At 54.5% G+C, this 21,267-nt stretch carries 18 protein-coding genes and 1 tRNA gene; 9 read left to right on the top strand and 10 right to left on the bottom strand.

Features of this window, described 5'->3' with window-relative positions; genetic code table 11:
* Nucleotides 1-126 precede the first annotated feature (126 nt).
* Nucleotides 127-930: a 2,5-didehydrogluconate reductase DkgB gene (gene dkgB / locus ACI2J2_RS13615; RefSeq protein WP_404760249.1), complete on the top strand. Its 804-nt coding sequence runs from the start codon at nucleotides 127-129 to the stop codon at nucleotides 928-930.
* A 42-nt stretch (nucleotides 931-972) separates the two neighbouring features.
* Here the strand turns inward: dkgB and yafC are convergent, their stop codons facing one another.
* On the bottom strand, nucleotides 973-1,860 hold the full coding sequence (yafC, locus tag ACI2J2_RS13610) for a DNA-binding transcriptional regulator YafC (RefSeq protein WP_209636859.1): 888 nt from the start codon (nucleotides 1,858-1,860) through the stop codon (nucleotides 973-975).
* 105 nt (nucleotides 1,861-1,965) lie between these two features.
* Here yafC and ACI2J2_RS13605 point away from each other — a divergent pair, with 105 nt between their 5' ends.
* On the top strand, nucleotides 1,966-3,141 hold the full coding sequence (locus tag ACI2J2_RS13605) for an MFS transporter (RefSeq protein WP_404760248.1): 1,176 nt from the start codon (nucleotides 1,966-1,968) through the stop codon (nucleotides 3,139-3,141).
* Between the two features lie 234 nt (nucleotides 3,142-3,375).
* On the top strand, nucleotides 3,376-4,170 hold the full coding sequence (locus ACI2J2_RS13600) for an endonuclease/exonuclease/phosphatase family protein (RefSeq protein WP_073963495.1): 795 nt from the start codon (nucleotides 3,376-3,378) through the stop codon (nucleotides 4,168-4,170).
* A gap of 64 nt (nucleotides 4,171-4,234) precedes the next feature.
* Here ACI2J2_RS13600 and mltD read toward each other — a convergent pair whose 3' ends face one another.
* Together mltD and gloB are read right to left on the bottom strand one after the other, a co-directional pair.
* Nucleotides 4,235-5,623: a murein transglycosylase D gene (gene mltD / locus ACI2J2_RS13595; protein ID WP_209636928.1), complete on the bottom strand. Its 1,389-nt coding sequence runs from the start codon at nucleotides 5,621-5,623 to the stop codon at nucleotides 4,235-4,237.
* Between the two features lie 71 nt (nucleotides 5,624-5,694).
* On the bottom strand, nucleotides 5,695-6,450 hold the full coding sequence (gene gloB, locus ACI2J2_RS13590) for a hydroxyacylglutathione hydrolase (protein ID WP_209636926.1): 756 nt from the start codon (nucleotides 6,448-6,450) through the stop codon (nucleotides 5,695-5,697).
* Nucleotides 6,451-6,620: 170 nt separating this feature from the next.
* Between gloB and ACI2J2_RS13585 the strand changes: the two genes are divergently transcribed.
* Entirely contained in the window at nucleotides 6,621-7,340 is a 720-nt protein-coding gene (locus ACI2J2_RS13585; RefSeq protein WP_265554833.1) for a class I SAM-dependent methyltransferase, read from the top strand.
* Here the strand turns inward: ACI2J2_RS13585 and rnhA are convergent.
* Nucleotides 7,337-7,804: a ribonuclease HI gene (rnhA, locus tag ACI2J2_RS13580; protein WP_209636853.1), complete on the bottom strand. Its 468-nt coding sequence runs from the start codon at nucleotides 7,802-7,804 to the stop codon at nucleotides 7,337-7,339. The genes ACI2J2_RS13585 and rnhA overlap by 4 nt on opposite strands.
* A gap of 72 nt (nucleotides 7,805-7,876) precedes the next feature.
* On the opposite strand from rnhA, the gene dnaQ reads away from it, so the two are divergent.
* Both dnaQ and ACI2J2_RS13570 read left to right on the top strand, forming a co-directional pair.
* Complete coding sequence (dnaQ, locus tag ACI2J2_RS13575) at nucleotides 7,877-8,617, top strand: DNA polymerase III subunit epsilon (protein ID WP_209636851.1); 741 nt, start codon at nucleotides 7,877-7,879, stop codon at nucleotides 8,615-8,617.
* Between the two features lie 157 nt (nucleotides 8,618-8,774).
* Nucleotides 8,775-8,851 (top strand) — tRNA-Asp (locus ACI2J2_RS13570).
* Between the two features lie 46 nt (nucleotides 8,852-8,897).
* Here the strand turns inward: ACI2J2_RS13570 and ACI2J2_RS13565 are convergent.
* Nucleotides 8,898-10,358: an NCS1 family nucleobase:cation symporter-1 gene (locus ACI2J2_RS13565; RefSeq protein ID WP_404760247.1), complete on the bottom strand. Its 1,461-nt coding sequence runs from the start codon at nucleotides 10,356-10,358 to the stop codon at nucleotides 8,898-8,900.
* Nucleotides 10,359-10,523: 165 nt separating this feature from the next.
* Here ACI2J2_RS13565 and ACI2J2_RS13560 point away from each other — a divergent pair, with 165 nt between their 5' ends.
* Genes ACI2J2_RS13560 through puuE form a run of 3 tightly spaced genes read left to right on the top strand, consistent with a single transcriptional unit; the run spans nucleotide 10,524 to nucleotide 12,971 of the window.
* Nucleotides 10,524-11,273, top strand: a complete 750-nt coding sequence (locus ACI2J2_RS13560) for a GntR family transcriptional regulator (RefSeq protein ID WP_404760246.1) — start codon at nucleotides 10,524-10,526, stop codon at nucleotides 11,271-11,273.
* Nucleotides 11,270-12,013, top strand: a complete 744-nt coding sequence (hpxA, locus tag ACI2J2_RS13555; RefSeq protein ID WP_404760245.1) for an allantoin racemase — start codon at nucleotides 11,270-11,272, stop codon at nucleotides 12,011-12,013. The genes ACI2J2_RS13560 and hpxA overlap by 4 nt, the downstream gene beginning before the upstream one ends.
* A 19-nt stretch (nucleotides 12,014-12,032) precedes the next feature.
* Nucleotides 12,033-12,971 carry an allantoinase PuuE gene (gene puuE, locus ACI2J2_RS13550; protein ID WP_404760244.1) on the top strand — a complete coding sequence of 313 codons (939 nt, stop codon included), beginning with the start codon at nucleotides 12,033-12,035 and terminating at the stop codon, nucleotides 12,969-12,971.
* 60 nt (nucleotides 12,972-13,031) lie between these two features.
* Here puuE and ACI2J2_RS13545 read toward each other — a convergent pair whose 3' ends face one another.
* From ACI2J2_RS13545 to ACI2J2_RS13525, 5 genes are all read right to left on the bottom strand, one after another.
* Nucleotides 13,032-15,269: a TonB-dependent siderophore receptor gene (locus tag ACI2J2_RS13545; protein ID WP_404760243.1), complete on the bottom strand. Its 2,238-nt coding sequence runs from the start codon at nucleotides 15,267-15,269 to the stop codon at nucleotides 13,032-13,034.
* A gap of 161 nt (nucleotides 15,270-15,430) precedes the next feature.
* On the bottom strand, nucleotides 15,431-16,759 hold the full coding sequence (locus tag ACI2J2_RS13540) for a lysine N(6)-hydroxylase/L-ornithine N(5)-oxygenase family protein (protein WP_404760242.1): 1,329 nt from the start codon (nucleotides 16,757-16,759) through the stop codon (nucleotides 15,431-15,433).
* Nucleotides 16,756-18,504 (bottom strand): aerobactin synthase IucC, encoded by a 1,749-nt coding sequence (gene iucC, locus ACI2J2_RS13535; protein ID WP_404760241.1) that lies wholly within the window; start codon nucleotides 18,502-18,504, stop codon nucleotides 16,756-16,758. Before iucC ends, ACI2J2_RS13540 begins: the two co-directional genes overlap by 4 nt.
* Entirely contained in the window at nucleotides 18,501-19,451 is a 951-nt protein-coding gene (locus ACI2J2_RS13530) for a GNAT family N-acetyltransferase (protein WP_404760240.1), read from the bottom strand. The genes iucC and ACI2J2_RS13530 overlap by 4 nt, the downstream gene beginning before the upstream one ends.
* Nucleotides 19,448-21,193, bottom strand: a complete 1,746-nt coding sequence (locus ACI2J2_RS13525; RefSeq protein ID WP_404760239.1) for an IucA/IucC family protein — start codon at nucleotides 21,191-21,193, stop codon at nucleotides 19,448-19,450. Before ACI2J2_RS13525 ends, ACI2J2_RS13530 begins: the two co-directional genes overlap by 4 nt.
* Nucleotides 21,194-21,267 lie beyond the last annotated feature (74 nt).

Raw genomic sequence — 21,267 nt, 5'->3', positions numbered from 1 at the left:
GGGATCACCCCGGCAATTGTTGCTGTTTAATCAAAAGTCTTATGCGCAATAGGGCGTTTTTGATCAACAAAACAGTTGCCATAATCCTCTCATATCGTTTCAACATCCTAATGAGAGAATAAAATTATGAGCATCCCTGCATTTGGTTTAGGTACCTTTCGTCTTCAGGATCAGGTCGTGATCGACTCGGTCACTCGCGCACTTGAGCTGGGGTACCGCGTTATCGATACTGCGCAGATCTACGAAAACGAAGCGGCGGTAGGCCAGGCGATTGCCGCCAGCGGTGTTCCGCGTGACGAGCTGTTCATCACCACCAAGATCTGGATCGCCAATCTGGCTAAGGGCAAGCTGATCCCAAGCCTGCAAGAAAGCCTGACAAAGCTGCAAACGTCCTATGTTGATTTAACCTTAATCCACTGGCCTTCGCCGAATGATGAGGTCTCTGTCGCAGAGTTTATGGCTGAGTTAGCCGAGGCCAAAGCGCTGGGCCTGACGCGCCAGATTGGTGTGTCCAACTTCACTCTGGATCTGATGCAGCAGGCGATTGACGCCGTGGGGAGCGATCAGATCGCCACAAATCAGATTGAGCTTTCACCTTACCTGCAGAACCGCAAAGTGGTGGCGTTTGCCCAACAGCATGGCATTGCTATTACTTCCTACATGACGCTGGCATATGGCAAAGCATTGCAGGATGAGACAATCAAGGCGATCGCGGCACGCCGCAATGCTACCCCGGCACAGGTCATTCTGGCTTGGGCGCTACAGCAGGGGTACGCGGTGATTCCTTCATCAACCAAACGTGACAACCTGGCGAGCAACCTGCTGGCGCAACAGCTGACGCTGACTGCCGAGGACATGGCGGAGATCGCCACGTTGGAAAATAATGGCCGTTTGGTCAGCCCAGAAGGCTTGGCACCGGACTGGGATTGATTTAACACCATACGCATCAAGGCGCCCTAATGGGCGCCTTTTTTATTGCGCCAGACGCTCACTGATAAAATCGATAAAGCTGCGCAGGCGGTTGCTGACGGCGCTGTCGCTGTAATACACCGCATTGATCGGCATCGCGACCGGCAGGGTCTCTTTCACCAGGATTGGCACCAGATCGCCGCGTTTGATATCGGCATGAGTCATAAAGTCCGACAGGCAGGCAATGCCGTTACCGTGCAGGATCAGATGGCGCTGGGTTTCACCGCTGTTGGTGGTCAGACTCGGCGTAATTTCTAGCTGTCGACCGTCGGCGCAAGCGAGCGGCCAGCGGTTCAGGCTGGGCAGGTCGTTAAAACCTATGCAGCAGTGCTGCGCCAGATCCTCTACGGATTTTGGCGTGCCGTGTTGCGCTAAATAGGCAGGGGAGGCCAGTATGTGCCGATAGCTGGTCATCAGTTTACGTGCTTTCAGGCTGGAGTCGGTCAATTCGCCGACGCGAATAGCAATATCTACCTTACGTTCTATCAGATTGATAAAGTTTTCTGAGGACACCAGCGACAAGGACATTTCCGGGTAGAGCGCCCGAAACTCAGCCACCAACGGCGTTAATACGTGTAACACCACCGGTGTTGCGGCATCAACGCGCAGTAACCCTTGAGGGCGCTGGCGGCTTTCCATTAAGGCGTTTTCTGCCGCAGCCATATCACTCAGTACCTTCTGCACCTGGCGGAAATAGTTTTCCCCTTCCTGTGTCAGGCTGATCTGGCGCGTAGTGCGATTGAGCAACGTGACGCCCAGCTTGGTCTCCAGCTTCTTGACCGTACGACTGACGACCGAGTTAGCTTGGTCCAGCCGCTCCGCCGCTCGGCTGAAACTGCCGCTTTCAACCACGGTAACGAAGGTGATGAGCTCATCCGAGTTCGCTTTCACTATTGCTCCTTTGGCAAAATTAATTTGATATTTTGAGCATTTTTATCATTTAAGCACGGGCCGATAATAGCCGTCATCAACTGGAACGCTATTTGGAGTAAAAAGATGCCTCTCGCATTACTTGCATTGACCATCAGTGCCTTTGCTATCGGCACGACGGAGTTCGTGATTGTTGGGTTAATCCCGACGATTGCAGAACAACTTGGGGTGACAGTCCCTTCTGCCGGACTGTTAGTGACTATTTACGCTATCGGTGTGGCCATTGGTGCGCCGGTCCTGACGGCATTAACGGGTCGGGTTCCGCGCAAGCTGTTGCTGATCAGCCTGATGGTGTTGTTTACCTTGGGTAACTTATTGGCCTGGCAGTCACCAAGCTATGAGTCGCTGGTGGTGGCACGTCTGCTGACGGGGCTGGCCCATGGGGTGTTTTTCTCCATTGGTTCCACTATTGCCACCAGCCTGGTGGCGAAAGAGAAAGCGGCGTCGGCGATTGCCATCATGTTTGGTGGCCTGACTGTCGCGCTGGTGACCGGGGTGCCGTTGGGGACTTTTATCGGCCAGCACTTCGGTTGGCGTGAAACCTTCCTGGCGGTGTCGTTTATCGGTGTGATTGCGACCATCGCCAGCATTATTCTGGTGCCAAACACGATTAAAAATCAGGCCAGTGCCAGTATTGGTGAGCAGTTTAAAGTACTGACCCATCCGCGCCTGCTGCTGATTTACGCGATTACTGCATTGGGTTACGGCGGTGTGTTCACAACCTTTACCTTCCTGGCGCCAATGATGCAGGAACTGGCGGGCTTTTCCGCACCGGCGGTCAGTTGGATCCTGCTGGCCTACGGTATTGCAGTGGCGATGGGTAATATTTGGGGGGGCAAACTGGCGGATCGACACGGGGCGGTGCGCGCACTCAGCTTTATTTTTGCCGCACTGGCCGCGTTGCTGTTGGTGTTTCAGTTCACCGCTAGCCACAGCGTTGCTGCGTTGATGACGGTGATCGTGATGGGCGTATTTGCCTTTGGTAACGTTCCAGGCCTACAGGTGTATGTCGTGCAGAAGGCAGAGCAGTACACGCCAAATGCCGTAGATGTTGCTTCCGGTCTGAATATCGCGGCCTTTAACGTGGGTATTGCACTGGGTTCGGTGATTGGCGGCCAAACAGTCGCAAGCCTGGGATTGGCGCAAACGCCGTGGATTGGTGCGCTGATTGTGTTGGCGGCACTGTTACTGGTTGGCATTAGCGGACGCTTGGATAAGAAATACCGGCAGAAACTGGCCTAATCTCCCTTTCCATGGCCCGCATTTTGCGGGCCTTTTTGCATTTATGCGCCACCGTCACCAACCTTTACACACATATACTGTCAGAAGATTGAATTCCCCGCCTTACGCCCCTATAACTGAAAAGGGTATGCCCCGTAAAAGCCATGCCGTCATGTCAGGGCAGGCGTATAATCGAATTATTGTTGGCGGGAATGTCACCGCCAGTTTCATCCTAATGGGAAATAGGCGAATAGCGTGCCGAAACGAACTTATGCAATGAGGTATGTTGCAGGCCAGCCAGTTGAGCGAATTTTCCCTGGCGCCATTAATCAACCGCTGCCACCCGGGGCTGCATTGCCCACATCTGGTGCGTTACGGGTGATGGTGTGGAATATCTTTAAACAGCAACGGGCAGATTGGCTTTCGGTGCTGAAAAGTTATGGTAAGGATGCGCAACTGGTATTGTTGCAGGAAGCGCAAACGACGCCTGAACTGGTGAGTTTTGCCACCTCAAATTATCTGGCTGCCGATCAGGTTCCTGCTTTTGTGTTGCCACAGCACCCGTCCGGCGTAATGACGCTGGCGGCGGCGCATCCGGTCTATTGTTGCCCGTTGCGCGAGCGTGAACCCCTGCTGCGATTAGCCAAGTCGGCGTTGATCACCGTCTATCCGTTATTTAATGGCCAGCTATTGATGGTCGTGAATATCCATGCGGTGAACTTCAGCCTGGGTGTGGACGTTTATAGCAAGCAGCTGGGGCCGATAGGTGAACAAATTGCCAATCATCATGGACCGGTCATCATGGCCGGTGATTTTAATGCCTGGAGCCGTAAACGTATTAATGCGCTGTACCAGTTTGCCAGTGATATGGCATTGCGTGAGGTGAGCTTCACGGATGATCACCGCCGTAAGGCCTTTGGGCGTCCGTTAGACTTTGTATTTTATCGCAATATGGGTGTGGCTGAGGCTTCGGTGCTGGTGACCAGTGCGTCGGATCATAACCCGCTGCTGGTGGAGTTTCATCCTGAAGCCGATAAACCGCACTGGTAGGGCAGGGCCCAATATTCAGACAATAAAAAAGCACCCCGAAGGGTGCTTTTTTTGTGCCGGAAATTTAGGTGTCCGGCGACGTTTTATCGCTGACAAACAAGGTCAATTTCAGACCTGGTTGCAGACTGTTGTTGGCTTTTGCAAGCGTTGAGTTCCAACGCATCACGTCGTTAATATCGACGCCGTGACGACGTGCAATACTGGCAAGCGAATCACCTTTACGAACCTGATAGGTGATACTGCTGTTATTGCCAGTGTTGCTGGCCACTTGCAGGGTTTGCCCAACTTTTAAGGTGCTCTTGGCACGTAAGTTGTTCCAACTCTGCAAATCGCTGGACTTGATGTTCAACCGTTTTGCAATGCCCGATACCGTGTCGCCGGAGCGCACTTTATACGAACTTCCGCCTGTCAAACCGCTGTTCTTTGCCAACTGGGTTGTTGGCTGAGTCACTGCGATTTGGCCGTCGGCCAACGAGTCTTTCAGCTGATCGGCATGGCCTTTGGGAACCATAATGTAATGGGGCCCGTTGGGTGCCGTAACGCCTTTTTTGTAGCCTGGGTTGTAAGCTTTCATCTTGGTAAGTGAAAGCCCAGCCATCTCAGCCGCCTGAGTTAACTGTATCTGCTGCCCAACATCAATACGCGCCAGTGCACGGGTGTTATCAGTCTTAGGTAGATTGATACCGTACTTCTTGCTGTTTTTAATGATGTCGCTCAGTGCCAGCATTTTCGGGACATAAATTGACGTTTCACGTGGAAGCGACAATGCCCAGAAATTGGTTGGCTTACCCTGGCGTTTATTCGCCTTAACCGCCTGCATGACACGGCCTTCACCACTGTTATAAGCGGCAATGGTCAGTAACCAGTCACCGTTAAACATGCGGTTCAAATACTGCATCATATCAAGCGCAGCGGTCGTCGAGGCTACAACATCGCGTCGCCCGTCATACCACTGATTGTTTTTCAAACCATAGTTCCGACCCGTTTGCGGCACGATTTGCCATAGCCCTGCGGCGTTGGCATTTGACGTGGCGTGTGGGTCAAAAGCGCTCTCCACTATGGGTAGCAGTACCAGTTCCATCGGCATATTACGTTTCTTAATCTGCCCGACTATCCAGTACATGTACGGCTCTGCCCGTAATGTTACATCGTGGAGATAGCTCTTACTTTTTAGGTACTTTCTTTTTTGATCACGGATCCGGGAATTTTCCGGAACCTCCATCTTCAGCTCGTCGCTAATGAAGTTCCACAGGTTCTGTTGCGCGGCACCACTATTGTTATCTAGCCACCGCGCCGAGCTCGCTCGACCATTCGCTGTGTACTCTCCTGCTTCACCATCTTGACCTGCCGAAGACAAACTCTGTGCATGCTGTTCTGGGGCCGGTGCGTCCTGCCTGGACGACTGGCACCCCACTAGCAAGACTGAGGCGAGAAATATCGCTTTAGCCTTCATGTGTGTGTCAATGTAGTTGCTTAAAAGACGAGCAATCATACTTTGCTTCGTCAAATAACACAACTAAAAGCTCAGAAGTTGTCTTTCCGCAGGCGTAATTCGGAAAAAACTGAATGAAGGTGTTGCGGTGGCGTATGAAAGCCTAATTTCCTTTGTAAATCAGCGTCATGACAGCGTAAAAATACGTTAATTTTACGCTCTAATTGTAGCGTGGTGGGCACGCTGGGTTGGCCTTTTGCCCGTAACGCAGTGACTTGTTGCTGATATGTTTCAATCTCTCGATCTTCCGGCAAAATAGCCCTCGCAAACTTAAGATTTGAAAGCGTATATTCATGCGCGCAACAAATTAAGGTGTTATCGGGAAGTTGCGCGAGTTGTTGAAATGAGTCGAACATTTGCTCGGCGGTCCCTTCGAACAGCCTGCCGCAGCCAGCAGAGAAAATAGTGTCTCCGCAGAACAGATAAGGGGCGCTATAGAATGCCACATGTCCCAATGTATGTCCGGGAACGGCGATTGTGGCGAATTTTAGGCCGTCTATTTCGATGGTTTCGCCGTCATGAACGACGTGGTTGGCGCCTTTGTCGGCCGTTTCTTGTGGGCCATAGACTTTCAGCTCAGGATAGCGCGCCGTGATTTGCGCTACGCCGCCAACGTGATCGTGATGATGATGGGTAAGCAGAATGGCGTCAGGTACCAGATGCAGGCGATCAAGCGCGTCGAGCACCGGTTGCGCTTCGCCGGGGTCGACAATAATGCAATGGCCTTTCTGGTTATCCAATAACCAAATGTAATTGTCCTGGAAGGCGGGAATGCTGATAAGATTCATGTAAGACCTCTTGTTGGTAACGGCTTGATTTACCCGTCGTCTTTCAAAACGCAGCGTTATTTGTTGCTGCACGCGCTCCCCCAGTGACTGACGGGCATTCGCGCTTGAGGACGCACAAGTTAGCCGCCTGGCTGCAATTTGAATCCATTGGGTAGAGAAGACACTAAATCATGAAACCAGCCCATACTCTACAAAAGCTTACCGGCCCACAGTCTTGGGCAGAGTTGCCGTGGGGGGAATACTATCGTGAGGCGCTAGAGCGACAGTTGCAACCCTGGTGGCCGAAGCTGTTTGGTTTCCATCTGCTTAAGCTCGGTAATCTCAGCGCTAGCCTGGCCACCGACAAGTGCGCTATTTCGCATCAGGTGAATGTGAGTCTGGAAGGTGAAAACCTGCAGGTGATCGCGGACGCCTACCAGTTGCCCTTTGCCGCTAAATCCGTGGATGCCTGCTTATTGGCGCATACGTTGTCTTATGCTGACGATCCGCACCGTATGCTGCGTGAAGTCGATCGCGTGTTGATTGATGACGGTTGGCTGGTGATCAGCAGTTTCAACCCGTTCAGTTTGCTGGGCTTAGGCAAGCTGGTGCCTGGATTGCGTCGTCGTCAGCCCTATGTCAGCCGGATGTTCACCCAGATGCGCTTGCTGGACTGGCTGAGCCTGTTGAATTATGAAGTGTTATATCAGTCGCGTTTTCATGTGCTGCCGTGGCAGCGCAAAGGCGGGAAGTTTCTGTGTACACATTTACCGGCGCTGGGGTGCATGAGCGTGATCGTTGCGCGTAAACGCACTTTGCCGTTGACGCCAACGCCGATGAAGCTCGGGGCGAGAAAGCCTTCTCTCAGCCGCGCGGTTGGCGCGACCAAGAGTTATCGCAAGCTGCCTTAGTTTTCCGGCTTGTAACCCACGTCATCTTGGGTTGGGTTACCTGCCGCATCACGTGCCAGCACGTCACAACGTTCGTTTTCCGGGTGGCCGGCGTGGCCTTTAACCCACTCCCATTTGACGCTGTGGCGCTGAATAGCCAAATCCAGCCGTTGCCACAGATCGACATTCTTAACCGGTTTTTTGTCGGCAGTTTTCCAGCCGCGTTTTTTCCAGTTGTGGATCCAACTGGTGATGCCCTGGCGCACATATTGGCTGTCGGTACTGAGGATCACTTCACAAGGCGTTGTCAGAGCTTCCAGTGCGACAATGGCCGCCATCATCTCCATACGGTTGTTGGTGGTCAGGCGGAAGCCCGCGCTAAAGGTTTTCTCAGTTTGTTTATAACGCAATATTGCGCCATAACCACCGGGACCCGGATTGCCAAGGCAGGAGCCGTCGGTGAAAATTTCTACCTGTTTGAGCATCTCTGGTAGACTCTTCCTATCAGTTTTATAAAAGCCAAGTCTGACATAAACGAGCGCTGTGAGCACTGCAATATGATCTCTACAACCACCAGACAGATTGTCCTCGATACCGAAACCACCGGTATGAACAAACTCGGGGTGCATTACGAAGGCCACCGCATCATTGAAATTGGTGCCGTTGAGGTGATTAACCGTCGCCCGACGGGCCGTCACTACCATGTTTATATCAAGCCTGATCGCTTGGTCGATCCTGAAGCCTATGGCGTTCATGGTATCAGCGATGAATTCTTGGCAGATAAACCGACGTTTGACCAAATTGCCGATGAGTTTATCGACTTTATCCGTGGCGGTGAGTTAGTCATCCATAACGCAGCGTTCGACATCGGCTTTATGGATCACGAATTCCGCATGTTGCAGCAGGGCATTCCGAAGACCGATACCTTCTGCACCATCACCGACAGCCTGTTAATGGCGCGTCGTCTGTTTCCGGGCAAACGCAATAACCTCGATGCCTTATGCAGCCGTTATGAGATAGACAACAGCAAGCGTACGTTGCACGGCGCATTGCTCGATGCCGAGATCCTGGCGGAAGTGTATCTGGCGATGACCGGTGGTCAGACGTCGATCGCGTTCCAGATGGAAGGTGATACCCAGAATAACAACTCAACGCAGGACATTCAGCGTATTGTTCGCCCGGCGACAACGATGAAAGTGGTTTACGCCAGCGAGGCAGAAGTAGCCGCACACGAAGCTCGCCTGGATCTGGTGGCGAAAAAAGGTGGCAGTTGTCTGTGGCGTACTGACGTGGAGTAACGCTGTTTTTTGCGTATAAAAAGGCGGTTGAGTAGCCTTTGCGTCGTGTTAGCTGAAAAACTGCGCAAACGGTTCATTTGGTAAGAAAAAGGCATTGACGCAATACTGACTCAACCGTAATATGCGCCTCGTTCCTCTCGAAAGAGAAGAACGGCGCGGAGCGGTAGTTCAGTTGGTTAGAATACCTGCCTGTCACGCAGGGGGTCGCGGGTTCGAGCCCCGTCCGTTCCGCCAACATTCAGAAGCCCTGAGTTAGCAATAACTCAGGGCTTCGTTGTTTTTACTCTTTGCTCAATTCGGCTTTGGCAAAGGTGACCGCCTGATTGGCCGCCCATTCGCGGCGGGCAATGATTCGATAACATCCCCCACCCAATGCAGCACCAATAAACCAACTGAAGTTTGCCACCTCATGCAAACCCGGTGTGAAGCTGATCGCCAGTCCAATTATCACTGCGGGTACCAGCGCCCAGATAGCATTTGGATTGAACCCATTTTTGTACCAGTAGCGGCCCGTCGGTGTGGCGTTATACAAGTCATCGACATGCAATTCCCCCCGCTTGATGATGTAAAAATCCACCAACAAAATACCGAACAACGGGCCGATAAAGGCCGCCAGAACATCCAGCGTGTAATGAATCAACTCGGGCGACTGGAACAAATTCCACGGCGTGAGCAGGAATGAACCGACAGCGGCAATCATCCCGCCAGTACGGAAGCTGATCTTCTGCGGTGAGCAGTTAGAGAAATCAAACGCCGGTGACACAAAGTTGGCCACAATATTAATGCCAATAGTGGCCACTATCATGGTCAGCAACCCAAGGGCGACGGCAATATCACTGTCGAGGCGGGTGACCGTTTCGATGGGATCGGTGATGAGCTGCCCGAACAGCGGCAAGGTGCCGGAAACAATCACCACCGTCACCAGCGAAAATAACAGATAGTTGAACGGCAGCCCCCAACGGTTACCGCGTTGCACCTCGGCAAAGCTTTTGCCGTAGCGGGTAAAATCGCCAAAGTTAAGCAGTGGACCGGAAAAATACGATACCACCAGCGCAGTAGCCGTCAGCATTAGCCAGCCTTGTTCGCCGGCACTCAGGCTTTTACTTGTTAGCGTGAGGGAAAGGTTGGAAAAACCAACGCGGTAAATAATCCAGCCCGCCAGCGCGAACATCACCACATAAACGGCCGGCCCGGCGATATCGATAAAGCGCTTAATGGCCTGCATGCCATGCCAAAACACCATTGCCTGCAATAGCCACATGGTGATGTAACAAAACCATCCAAGTTGCGATAGCCCAAGAAAATGCGGCAGAGTCATTGGCTCCAGCGACGGGAAGAATTTAAGCAGCGTCAGCATCAGCGCGTTGGACGCCAGGTAGGTTTGGATGCCATACCAGGCGAAGGCAATCATGCCGCGGATTACCGCGGGAATATTGGCGCCAAACACGCCAAACGCCTGACGGCTTAATACGGCGTAAGGCACGCCGCCAAGTTGGCTGGGTTTGGCCACCAGATTAGCGCAAAACTGTACGATGCAAATTCCCGCCAACAGGCAAATCAATACCTGCCAGCTCGACAGACCCAGAGCAAAGAAGCTGGCTGCCACCACATAGCCGCCCATACTGTGTACATCCGACATCCAGAAAGAAAAGATGTTGTACCAGCTCCAGTTCTGGTCACGCGTGGGTGCCAGGTCATCGTTGCACAGCTTGGGACTGTAGTTTTCATTAGGGTTTGGCATAAATCGTGCTCCTCTCAAGAACGTCACCCGGATGTCGTTATCTGTTTTTGGTAAAGCGTGCTGAGAGGGCTTTTGCAGGATCCAGGCCAAACTGTGCTTTCTTGTATACAAAATATCTGTTTTTTGTATACGATTTGACTATCGAAGGGGACGAGGGGCAGAAAAATGATCGGTATGACGAAGGACGCCAGCGCCGTGTGGCACGGGCAACAGGCCACGTATTTCATTGAAGATAAAGACGATCATATTTATAACTCGCTGGTGAAAGCCATCGTCGAACACCGGTTGCTGCCCGGCAGTAAACTGCCGGAAGAGGCGCTGGCAGAAACCTTTGGTGTCAGCCGGACCGGCATTCGGCGGGTATTACAGCGCCTTGCCGCAGTGCAACTGGTTACCCAACTGCCCAAACGTGGTGCACAGGTGGCAACGCCGGGGCAGGACGAAGCCGCTCACGTTTTCCAAACGCGAAAAATGTTGGAGTGTGCCAACCTGCCGCAGGTGATTGCGCACTGCGGTGAAGCTCATGTGTTGGCGATGGAAGAGATCGTGGCACAGGAACAGCAGGCGCACCGCGATCAGGACGGGGCGGCGGCGATTCGCCTGTCGGCGTCGTTTCACGTGCAGCTGCAGGCCATTGCCGGCAATCAGGTGCTAACGGAGATGGTTTCGCTGCTCACACTGCGCTCATCCTTGGTGATCGCTGTTTACGGCTCTCCGTGGCAGCAAGGCTGTCGTTGCCATGATCACAGCGATCTATTGGCGTTGTTGCGTGCGAAGGACAGCGCAGCGTTGGTGGATCATCTGTCCCGTCATTTTGACGATATCGTGGCTAATTTACGCTTTGATCAAGGCACCCATGAGGTGCCGGATTTCGCCCATATTTTTGCTGCAACCGCATCACGGGAGGCGCGATGACCGTTCGCTGCATCATTCAGGTCATTAATCCGAATACCAGTCTGGCGATGACCGAAACCATAGCCGCTGCTGCCCGAGCGGCAGCGGCGCCGGGTACCGAGATTCAAGCAGTCTGTCCGCAAGCTGGGGCCCCGTCGATAGAAGGCCATTTTGACGAAGCTATCGCCGCCATCGGCGTATTGCAGCAGGTGAGGCTGGGCCGAGAAGCGGGTGTGAGCGGGCATGTTATCGCCTGCTTCGGCGATCCGGGCCTGCTGGCGGCGCGTGAATTGGCCAGTGCGCCAGTGATTGGCATCGCTGAAGCAGCAATGCATATGGCGACGCTGGTGGCGACGCGTTTCTCTATCGTCACCACGCTGCCACGCACGCTGGTCATTGCACGGCATCTGCTACATCAATATGGCTTTGAACGGCACTGCGCTGCACTGCATGCCATTGATCTACCGGTGCTCGCACTGGAAGATGGCAGCGGTCTGGCCCAGCAGAAAGTGCGTGAACATTGCATCCGAACAAAACAGCAGGACGGCAGCGGGGCGATTGTTCTCGGCTGCGGTGGTATGGCCGATTTAGCGCGAGAACTGACGCTGGAGTTGGGGATCCCGGTGATCGACGGCGTCAGCGCCGCGGTGAAGATGATCGAGTCGTTGAATGCACTCGGTCTAAGCACCAGTAAACACGGCGATCTGGATTTCCCACCGGCAAAATCTTTGTCCGGCATGTTTAGCAATTTTAACGGGTAATCAGCATAGGGAAACGGCGATGAGTGAACACCAGTTCAATAAAGATTACCCCCGTGATTTGATCGGTTACGGTGGGCAACCGCCCCATGCGCGTTGGCCTGGGCAGGCACGCATTGCAGTGCAGTTTGTCCTCAACTACGAGGAAGGTGCCGAAAACAACGTGCTGCACGGCGACGCCGGCTCTGAACAATTTCTCTCCGATATCATCGGTGCCGCCAGTTATCCCGAGCGGCATATGTCGATGGATTCGCTGTACGAATATGGTTCACGCGCGGGATTCTGGCGTATTTATAATGAGTTTCAGCGCCGCGGCCTGCCATTGACGGTATTTGGTGTGGCGATGGCGCTGGCGCGCAACCCATTGGTGGTTGAAGCGATCAAAAACGCCAATTACGACGTCGTCAGCCACGGCTGGCGCTGGATCCATTACCAGAATATGGACGAAGTTACCGAACGGCAGCATATGCAACAGGCCATCAGGGTATTGCGCGACCTGTTTGGCAAGGCTCCGCTCGGCTGGTATACCGGCCGCGATAGCCCAAATACCCGGCGGCTGGTGGTGGAACAAGGTGGTCTGATGTACGACAGCGACTATTACGGCGACGATTTGCCGTTTTGGACCGAGGTACAGTGTGCCAACGGAGAGAGAAAACCGCATTTGATCGTGCCCTATACCCTGGAGGCGAATGACATGCGCTTTGCCTCACCGCAAGGGTTTAACACCGGCGAGCAGTTCTTCACCTACCTGAAAGACAGCTTTGACGTGCTGTATGCCGAAGGGGCTGAGTCACCGAAAATGCTGTCGATCGGCATGCATTGCCGTTTATTGGGGCGTCCGGGCAAGTTTCGTGCGTTGCAGCGATTCCTGGATTATATCGAGCAATATGATCGCGTCTGGGTATGCCGGCGCCAGGATATTGCCGACCACTGGCTGGCACAGCATCCGTTCAAGAAGTAAAAAAGGGCCGATACGGCCCTTTTCGTTTTGTTTGAGCGCAGGATTGCGCTCGGGCAGAAATCAGAACAGGACGGAGTAGTTCAGACCAAAGGTGCGGCCGCGGCCTTTATAGCTGTACAGCTCTGGTGAGCCGTAGGTTGGGCTATAAAGGATAGGTGCACGTTGGCCCCATACCGTGGTGTACTCCCTGTCCAGCAGGTTCTCTACGCTGAAACTGAGTTTACCCACCGGCAGGGCATAGCTACCGAGGAAGTCGATGGTGTTGTAGCCATCAATTTTGCGGCCCTGGGTGGAGCCGGCTTTGGTGTAATCGCCGTCATCCGACACGTCAAAGGTCTGTTGTGATTGCAGACGCAGGTTCCAATCGCCCGGCGCCCAGCCGACATAGGCGGTCACTTTCGATGGGCTGGCGGTATCCACCACCAACTTTTTCCATTCGCCGTTGACCTTGGTCTCAGAGCGAATGACGTTGAAGTTGGTACCGGCACTCCAGTCGCTGTCTTCGAAGAAGTAATCGACGGCGCCTTCCACCCCGTAGATGCGGCGTTTGTCCGAGTTGACGTTAATCGTCATGTCGGTCTTGTTGATCGAAATGCTCTTATCGGACAGGGAATAGTAGCCGGCGATCTGCGTGCGCAGGTTATCACCGGTATAGCGCCAGCCAAGCTCATAGGAGTTAACCTTGATGCCTTCCAGCTTGGAATCACCCACGTTGACGCTTTTGTTCAACTGATAGTGGCCGTTGTTCAGTGAATAAGTGCCGTTGCCGTAATATTTGCCCGGATCCGGGATCTCGTAACCCTGTGAGAAGTTGACCCAGGTTTGTTGGCGTTCGGTGAGATGTGCCAACAGGCCGGCGTTGAACAGGGCGTTGTTATAGTCAGTTTTCCCTCCAGGGATCGCGTCCGCGGAGGTCGCACCGCCGGTGGCGATGGCCTGCTGTTGGCTATAACCGACAAAGTCATCAATCTTGTTTTCGGTGTACTGATAACGGACGCCGCCGCTCAGCGTAAAGATTGGGTTGATGTCGTAGCTGGCTTGCAGGAATGAAGCCAGGTTGGTGGTGCTGTAGCCAGGATAACGCCCGGTGTTATAAGCATTTTGCAGATCCATACCGCCGGACTGCTGCGCTTTTGCCAGATTGAAGAACTGCTGGTTGGAGTTGAACGTCTCATGCTCGGCGTCGATGCCGTAGGTCAACGTCAGGTCGTCGATTGGCTTACTGTTCAGCGTCAACTTGCCGCCGTAAAAGTCGGTCTTCTGCTGTGAAGCCCCAATGCTGCTGACGTAATAGTTTGGTGCTTTGCCCGCCAGCGTCGGGAACGGGTAGAAAGTCAGTGACTCATCGCGGTAATAGACCTGCGCAACCAGATCCTGCCCGAGGAAGTCGGTATTGGAGTATTGCAGGTTGATCAGATGACGTTCGGTACCCGGAATACGATCTGAATTGAGGTTACCGCTGTTGTACGCCTTGGCGTTGCCGGTTACCGCCGCGAAATTTTCTCCAAGGAACAGGCCGTGGTCGCCGTCGGACTGGCTTTTGTAATACTGAGTGGTCAGCTGCAACTGCTGGTGGTCGTCGATGTTAATGGTGCCGGTACCCATCACGTCGAGACGGTCAGAATACTGCAGGCCAGTCTGGGTATTGTCGATCAGGACTTCATTGCCCTTACCATCGTACCAACCGCCATAGCGCTGATAAGAAACCGACAGACGGCCCGAGGCATTATCATTGCCGCCGCTGACGGCCGCCGCTACGTTCTCGTCGTGGTCAGTATGGCCGCCAAAGCCGGTTTTGCCGCCGATTTGCAGCTCGACCTGCTGCTCTTTCTGGCCTTTTTTAGTGACGATGTTGATCAGACCACCGGTACTGCCGCCGCCGTAGAGCGAGGTGGCACCGGAGATGACTTCAATGTGGTCGATATTGAACGGGTCAATCGAATCCAACTGGCGGCTGTCGCTGCGTGAAGAGTTCAAACGCACGCCGTCGATCATCACCATCATTGAACGACCGCGCAGGTTCATGCCGTAGTTGGTGCGCCCTTGGCCGCTAACGTCCATGCCAGGGATCAACTGTGCCAGCATGTCCTTGATCTCTTTGCCACCCTGAACCTGCTGCTCAATTTCCTGGCTTTCAATCACCCAGGTGGTTTGTGCCATTTCTGCCACCGTACGGTGGGAACGGCTGGCTGAGACGACCATTTGCTCTTCGTTTTTTTGTTCTTCTGCCCAAGCCGCCGTGGGTGCGAGCATCGCCAGCAGGCAAGGATTTAATACCCAGAGGTGTTTGCGTTTCATCGTTATGGACCTGTGTTTCCCGTATTGGTGTGTATACCCGTCATCTTTCAAGCTGCTGCGTTGTTACCTGCACTCACTCACCCCAGTTACTTACCTTTAGTAAGCGCCTGGGGATGAGTGAGCTGGTCGCCTGGCTGCAACTTGAAAGCTATAAGGTAGAGTTAAAACTCGGTGTAATTGAGCATGACGTGATCGGCGCGGGCTGGTGTGCCCGGCTGCCGACTGCGCCATTGGATCACAGCCGGGGTGGACGTTAAATCGAACTGGTCGCGTCCTAAAGCCCGGTTGAGAATACGAGCCGATCGCCAGGCCATCAGGCTGAGCTGGGGTTCGGCGATGCCGTGACTGTGCATACCGGCGTTAACGGCAAACAGGCAGTTTTCCTTGGGGCCTTCCCACTCCAGGCTGAAGTCTGGGGCCACAGAGTACTGGTCATCGGCGGTGGTCAGTAGGCGGTTTGCCAGCGGTTCAAGGAACGCAGGGCGATCCTGCTGGTAGCCGGTGGCGAAGATCACCACGTCGGTATCGAAGGTTTCCCGGCCCTGATCGAGATGGTGATGCGTGACCAACTGCCAGCCGTTGCCTGCGGCCTGTATCGCTGCCAGAGAGCGGCTTGGCAAAAGATGTGCCCAAGGTTTTTCACGCAGCACTTCAAACTGGTGATACATCGCACGGTAAATCGCTAATAGCGAGTCGCTGGTGATGCCGTCAGAGGTCATCTTCTGCTCGGTCAGCATGCGTTGCTTGGCGCTGTCGTTTAGGCCGTAGAAGCCGTCAACGTAGTCTGGGGTGAAGTACTCGTTGGCGAAGGCGGCTTCGTCCAAAGCGTTATAGTTGTTGCGGCGTGAGATCCAGTTCAACTGGGCTGGCTGGCCCCACTCGGCGCGAAAAATATTGAGGAACAGATCCGCACCGCTCTGGCCACCGCCGACGATGGTGACACGCTTGCCGGTCAAGTCTGGATTGCGCAACGTCATCTCACTGGCGTGGAAGCAGCGGTCGTTTTGTTCGGTGACACAGTCCGGCAGCCTGATGCGTTTGCCGATGCCCAGACAGACGTGGCGTGCCCGATAGGTTGCACGTTGGGTGGTGACGACAAATTGGCGCTGCTGGTCGTCAAAGTCCACGCTTTGAATGTCTTGGCTGAACTCAAGCGACTTTAAACCATTGGCGGCCCAGTCCAGGTAGTCGGCGAACTCTTCACGCGATACCGTGCGCATCTCGGTGGTCAGGAAACGGTAAAATTTCTTCCGCTTTACCAGATAGTTAATAAAGCTGTAGGGGTTGGTCGGCGATACCGCACTGACCAGGTCTTTCAGGAAACTGGTCTGCATATGGCAATCAGGCACCATCATGCCGGGATGCCAGGAAAAATGAGGTTTACGCTCGAGGAACTTAGCGTTAAAACCGGCGATTTCACTGCCGAGCGCGGCAATGCTGAGGTTGAACGGGCCGATGCCAATGCCGATGAAATCCAGGGGCTGATTCATTGGGCAAACTCCTTGGTGACCAGGTAAAGAGGGTTATCCAGATCCTGCAGATAGTTTGGCAACATGCGGCTGCCACCGTCCTGTTCTGAATAGGTGAGTTTCACCGGGTTGAGCACCACGCGAATGATTTGTGGCTTAAACAGATCAAAGAGAGCAAAGCGTTCTGCCATGTCGGGGTGTTGAGCCATGTAGCTGTTCAACACCTGCGCCAGCAGTTGATAGAAACGGGTTTCACTGATCCCGCAGGCTTGCATCAGCGGCGAAATAAAACGCAGCACAGTGACGAAATGCCCGGTTTGCAAGTCATGGATCAGGTAGTCGGCAGACAGACGTACGGTGACATCCTTCACGACGTTTGGTAGCGATGCCGCTTCAGGGAAGTCTTGATCCACCAGGCGCATATCGCCCTGGAAGTCTTTTAACAGCACGCGCTGCGGCACATGGTCCTTCATCACCAGCGTGATATTCTGGCCGTGGGCGATCAGCGCCACGCCGTAGCGGCACATCAGGTGATACATAGGCACCACCGTCACACTGAACATTTGCTGCAACCAAGCCTCGGCGCTCAGGCCGGAACGGGCGATATAGGCGGCGATCAGTGGTTGGCCGTGGTTGTCCGTTTCCATCAGCGTCGCCATCAAAATGGCTTGTTCGCCTTCCTGCAGATAGCAAGACGGGTTCTCACGCCAGATCACCCCAAGCATTTCCTGATACCGATAGGGGGCTTTGGCCAAAGAGGCGTAGGTTGGGTGTGTCATATAGCCTGCCGCCGGTTCGCCAAGGATCTCGGCGCCGCTGCCCTGCAGCGTGCTGTCTTCGGTAAATATCTGCTGTAACCAGCGCGAGGCGGCGGGTCCGGCGCTGATGTATTTACCCGGGATCCCGCGATAACACGAGGTGTTGTAAATGGTCAGCGGCAACTTAATGTCGAATGCGGAGCGGCGGCTGATGTTGGTCAGGGTACGCAACGATTGCTGTGCCAAATAGCGGTCGCCGAATTCACCCAGCTCCACCAATTCGCCTTCGGCCAACTGCGGCAGGAAGTGCAGGGCAATCTTTTGCTGCCACTGCCATGGATGCAGCGGCACCGGGATCCAATCATGGGTCAGTCTCAGCTCGCGCCAACGGCGGTCAAAGCGCTGGCGTTCAGCGTAATCCATCGCACTGCCAAGCAGATTTTCCAGTGGATACTCTTCATCAGCACACCAGACGAAGCTACCACGCTTGGCTGCAACCCAGTGCAGGCGGAACTGCCCCTGATACTCGGGCGCATACTGCTGTAAGGCGGTCAGCCCCCAGCCGCGGCGACCTTTGTTAAACACAAACTTGGGATGCCCGGCCAGCAGACATTGCAGCGCATCGGCGTCCAGCGCAATCAAATCCTGTGCGCTCATGCCATGACGGGCGGAGAGTAACTGCATATCGCCGCGCAGCGTGGCGTACAGATCTTCCAAATGCTCGGCGATCTGCGCATCGTCCATTTTTAGCACCTGCGCTAACTGACGCAGCGTCTGGTCGGCAGCTAACGGCGTTTGATCGCAAACCAGCGTAGCCGGATCGATATGCAACCAACCCCAGATACCGCGTTCAGCGCTAAAGCTATAGTGGGCGTCGCCTAACGTGATGTGCCATTGCCCGTCGTGCTGATTGGCATGCAGCGTGCGCTCGTATTCCAGCTCGGCAAGGATCTTGGCGATCATTTGGCGGTTAACGCGCTGCCAGTCGACATAATCTGTGGTGATCATACTGAACCCCCCCGAAAGAATTCATCACGCTGATTTATGATCAAGCGTGAACGCTTATGCGGGAAATCAAACTCTTTGACGGTGTGGTAACCCGCGGCCGGCAGATGACGGAACAGGCGCTGGTTATCCGCGCGTGGCTCCGCAACGACCCTTGTGGTGCGTGGCTCGTCCAGATAGAGATAATGCGTCAGGCCACGTAGCCAACTGCGGATGTACTGCGCGCCGCGGCAGTCTTCTTCACCGACCAGCATGTGCAGCCCGCGGTCGAACGGCTGCCAGCGGTAGTGACGCCCGATACGGTCCTCCGGCGCCCAATAGACTTCGAAATAGCCGAATGGGCGATCGTCAAAGCAACCCAGTAGTGGGTAACAGTAGCTGGAGTCCAGTTGACGCTGCAGGTAGGCAGCCTGGGTTTCCAGTGGGCCGCTCATTTCCCAAAATGCGTCGACGCGAGGTGAGTTCATCCAGCGGGTGAACTGTTCGGCGTCGCGTTCCACTTCTGGCAGGCGGAAGCTCAACGTTTTCTTCAACTGCGGATCGTAACGGCGATACACCTCGCCGCTGGGCCGTGCCGGGCGTTGCGGGAACCACAGGGCACGTTCGGCGTCATACTGCATCTTCCCTGACGCAGCATGGCGTTCGGCACCTAGCCACAATGGCAGTTGATAAAAGGTGTCGCGATCCAGGTAATCACTGCTTGCCAAGGTAAATAGCGCCTGAGCCTGCGGTTCTTCGCACCATTGCGCGTAGGGCAGGGTAATACCGCTAAGTTGGGGGGCCGCGATCAGTAATTGATCCAGCGCCTGCACTAACCAGCCCTGCGGCAGTGGCCCCGGGTAGTGCAGCACGGCACTGCCGTCCAGCCCCAGCCCGAGTTGCAGCTCCTTTTCCAACTGCTCGCAGCGAAAACCGCTGCCGGCATGCATCAGTTTGGCGTGCGGCATCATTGGGTAGCCCCCAGGTGCAGCGGGTTGACGAAGTCGAAGTAAATCACCGCCGGATCGACGATGGTATTTTCGTTATGGTCGTGCAGGTAACAGAAGAAATTGCCTTTGCAGTTCCAATGGCTGCTGTCGAGCACGTAGTCAAGGCACAGGGTATTTTTGGCGTTGGCCCGCAGGCCGCTCAGTGCATCGCGCACCCGGGCCATCAGCTGTTCTTCACTATCGAAACCGGCCGCCGCCAGCGCAGCGGTGACCGCCAGGCTGGAGTTCACCAGGAGGTAGTAAGGGAAGTAACGCAGCAACTGCTGTTCGCTGAAGCGGTTTTCCGCATCGGCCTCGCCAATCTCTTCCAACCACGGCCCAGCGTCGCGGGTAAAGCCGCTGCCCTGACAGTCGCGGTACAGCATCCCGATCGGCAGGTCCTGCTGCATCTCTACCAAAATGTTTTGCTGGTGGGCCAAAAGCACCAGTCCGTAATCGGCTTCGGTGCTGAACAGCGGCAGTAAGACGTGTTGGCAGTAAGCATCCAGCCAGGTATGGGCAGCCTGCTGCAGTGGCAAGTTCAGGCGAGTGGCTAAACGGCGCACTGCCGCAGCCAGCAAGCTGTCGCCGCCGTCCGGTGCCGCTTGGGTCAAGGTCACCAGCACATTGGTCTGGTTTTTTGGTTGGTCGAACAACAGATTATCGCGCAGTGCCATCAGGCTTTCTTCCTGAATCGTCCCGTCCGCAGAGCGCAGACCGGCCCAGCCGTCTTCCTGCATCACACGGAAGGTTGGGTAACGTGCCTGCAATTGCTGCCAACGTGGCGTTTGTGCCAAACGGGCCAAACGGATGCCGCGTTTCACTTCTTTTACCGACAGGGTTCGCACCGAGTTGGTCAGGCGTACGCTGAGGGAGAACTTGATCATGTCGCGGTTGCTGGCGCTGTACAGCGAGCGCGAGGAACTGGTTGGTAACCAGCGTTCACCGGCTTCGCCCAGATCGCGCAGCAGCCCCTGAGCCACCAGATCCTGGCACCAGACTTGCGTCAGCAAATGGTCGGCTTGCCACGGATGCATCGGCAACAACCAGACGTCATCGGTAAAGTGCGCCAGCAACTGCGGGGCACTTTCGGCAGCAAAACGCTGCAGGCGTTGTTGCAGTGTCAGATTAAGACTATCACCGCACAGGTGGCGTTTATCGACAGCAAACCAACGTAGCGGGAAACGGGCACCAAAGTCTGGCAGATAGCGGCGCGCCTGCTGCTCATTGAATGGCTCGTGGGATTTTGGTGCCGGGTGGAAGGCGTGGCCGACCAGCAGGCCCTGTTCCGCTTGGGCAAAATTCAATGGCTTGTCGCGCAGCGCAGGCCAGTCCAGGCGAACAGTGATCGCCTGTTGGGTATTATCATGACTTTCCAGCACACGCTGGCGGAAGCGGGCTACCACGTCATCCGACAATTCACCTTTCACCGCCGGTTTCTCCAGCAACAGAGTGACCAGTTGCTCCATGCTCAGCGCCACGCCAGCCCCATCGTCCTGCTGATGCAGACGTGCCGGGAACAGATATTGGTGATGCTGAGTGGGGGAGGTATGGCGTAACGCGATGCGAATAGCCTGAGAAGACGAAAGTGGAATGTGGAGTTGTGGATACTGTTGGTGGCTGGCTGGCGGAACGATTTGCCAGTCCCGAGTTTCACGCATCAATGCGTTGAGAAAACATTGTGCAGCCACGTCGGTCGTCGCGGTTTCAAACTGGATTGTCATGATCCCATTTCACTGTTTGAATCAATTGAGAATGATTCTTATATCAATAATATTTATTGTTATCAATCGTCCTA

Source organism: Serratia sp. NPDC087055 (assembly GCF_044900985.1).
Taxonomy (GTDB): Bacteria; Pseudomonadota; Gammaproteobacteria; order Enterobacterales; family Enterobacteriaceae; genus Serratia.
The sequence above is the reverse complement of the archived record's forward strand: the minus strand, read 5'-3'. Positions and strand labels throughout refer to the sequence as shown.